Origin of the sequence: Rhizobium sp. BR 317 (genome assembly GCF_047445835.1) — a bacterium.
Classification (GTDB): Bacteria; Pseudomonadota; Alphaproteobacteria; order Rhizobiales; family Rhizobiaceae; genus Rhizobium; species Rhizobium paranaense.
In genome coordinates this window covers 1-619 of record NZ_JARWLB010000204.1, presented here as the reverse complement: position 1 = coordinate 619, position 619 = coordinate 1, and the positions used below count along the sequence as shown (strand labels likewise).

Sequence of the window (619 nt, the reverse complement as noted above, 5' to 3'; positions counted from 1 at the left end):
ATCAGACGACTTGGCGATCAACCGGGGAGGGGATGCGGACAGTTTCTTCGCATCTGCCGCTTTCGACGCTCTCAGTATCGCCATGAAACGATCGTCCGTGTCTCTATGGGCGAATKATTTGTCTTCGGTCGTCTTGCGAACCTTCTTCTCCGTGCCATCGATCTTCAAGAGGTCCGCAAGTTCCTGCCATCTCGGTCGACCGATTTTCGGCGCGCGGCCGATGGAATTGATCAACCAAGCTGGGACTGCCCGGGCGACGGTAATGAGTTTGTGAACTTCCTGCCGGTCAATAGACAGTGCTGTTTGGATAAGTGCGCGCTGGAAGCCGCCTTCTTCGAGTTTTAGAGCAAACGAAGCGCGCTCGATGAATGTAAGATCTTCACGAGCTGAATTCTCGATACCTTKAGCGACGACGAGGCGATTGTCGTCTAAATCGCGGACATAAGCTTTCACCTTTATGCTGAGTTCGGATGTAGCGCGCACTCGACGATGGCCATAGGCAATCTGATATCGACCAGGCGCGGATGGGTGCGGTCGAACAAGGACCGGAATCTCTTGTCCATGGTCCCTGATCGAAGTTTTGAGAGCTTCAACCGCAGCAATATCCTGATCTAGGAAC

At 53.3% G+C, this 619-nt stretch carries 1 protein-coding gene; it reads right to left on the bottom strand.

Features of this window, described 5'->3' with window-relative positions; genetic code table 11:
* Nucleotides 1–619 (bottom strand): plasmid partitioning protein RepB (gene repB / locus QD357_RS32805; protein WP_414126162.1); only part of this gene is annotated, 619 nt, incomplete at both ends.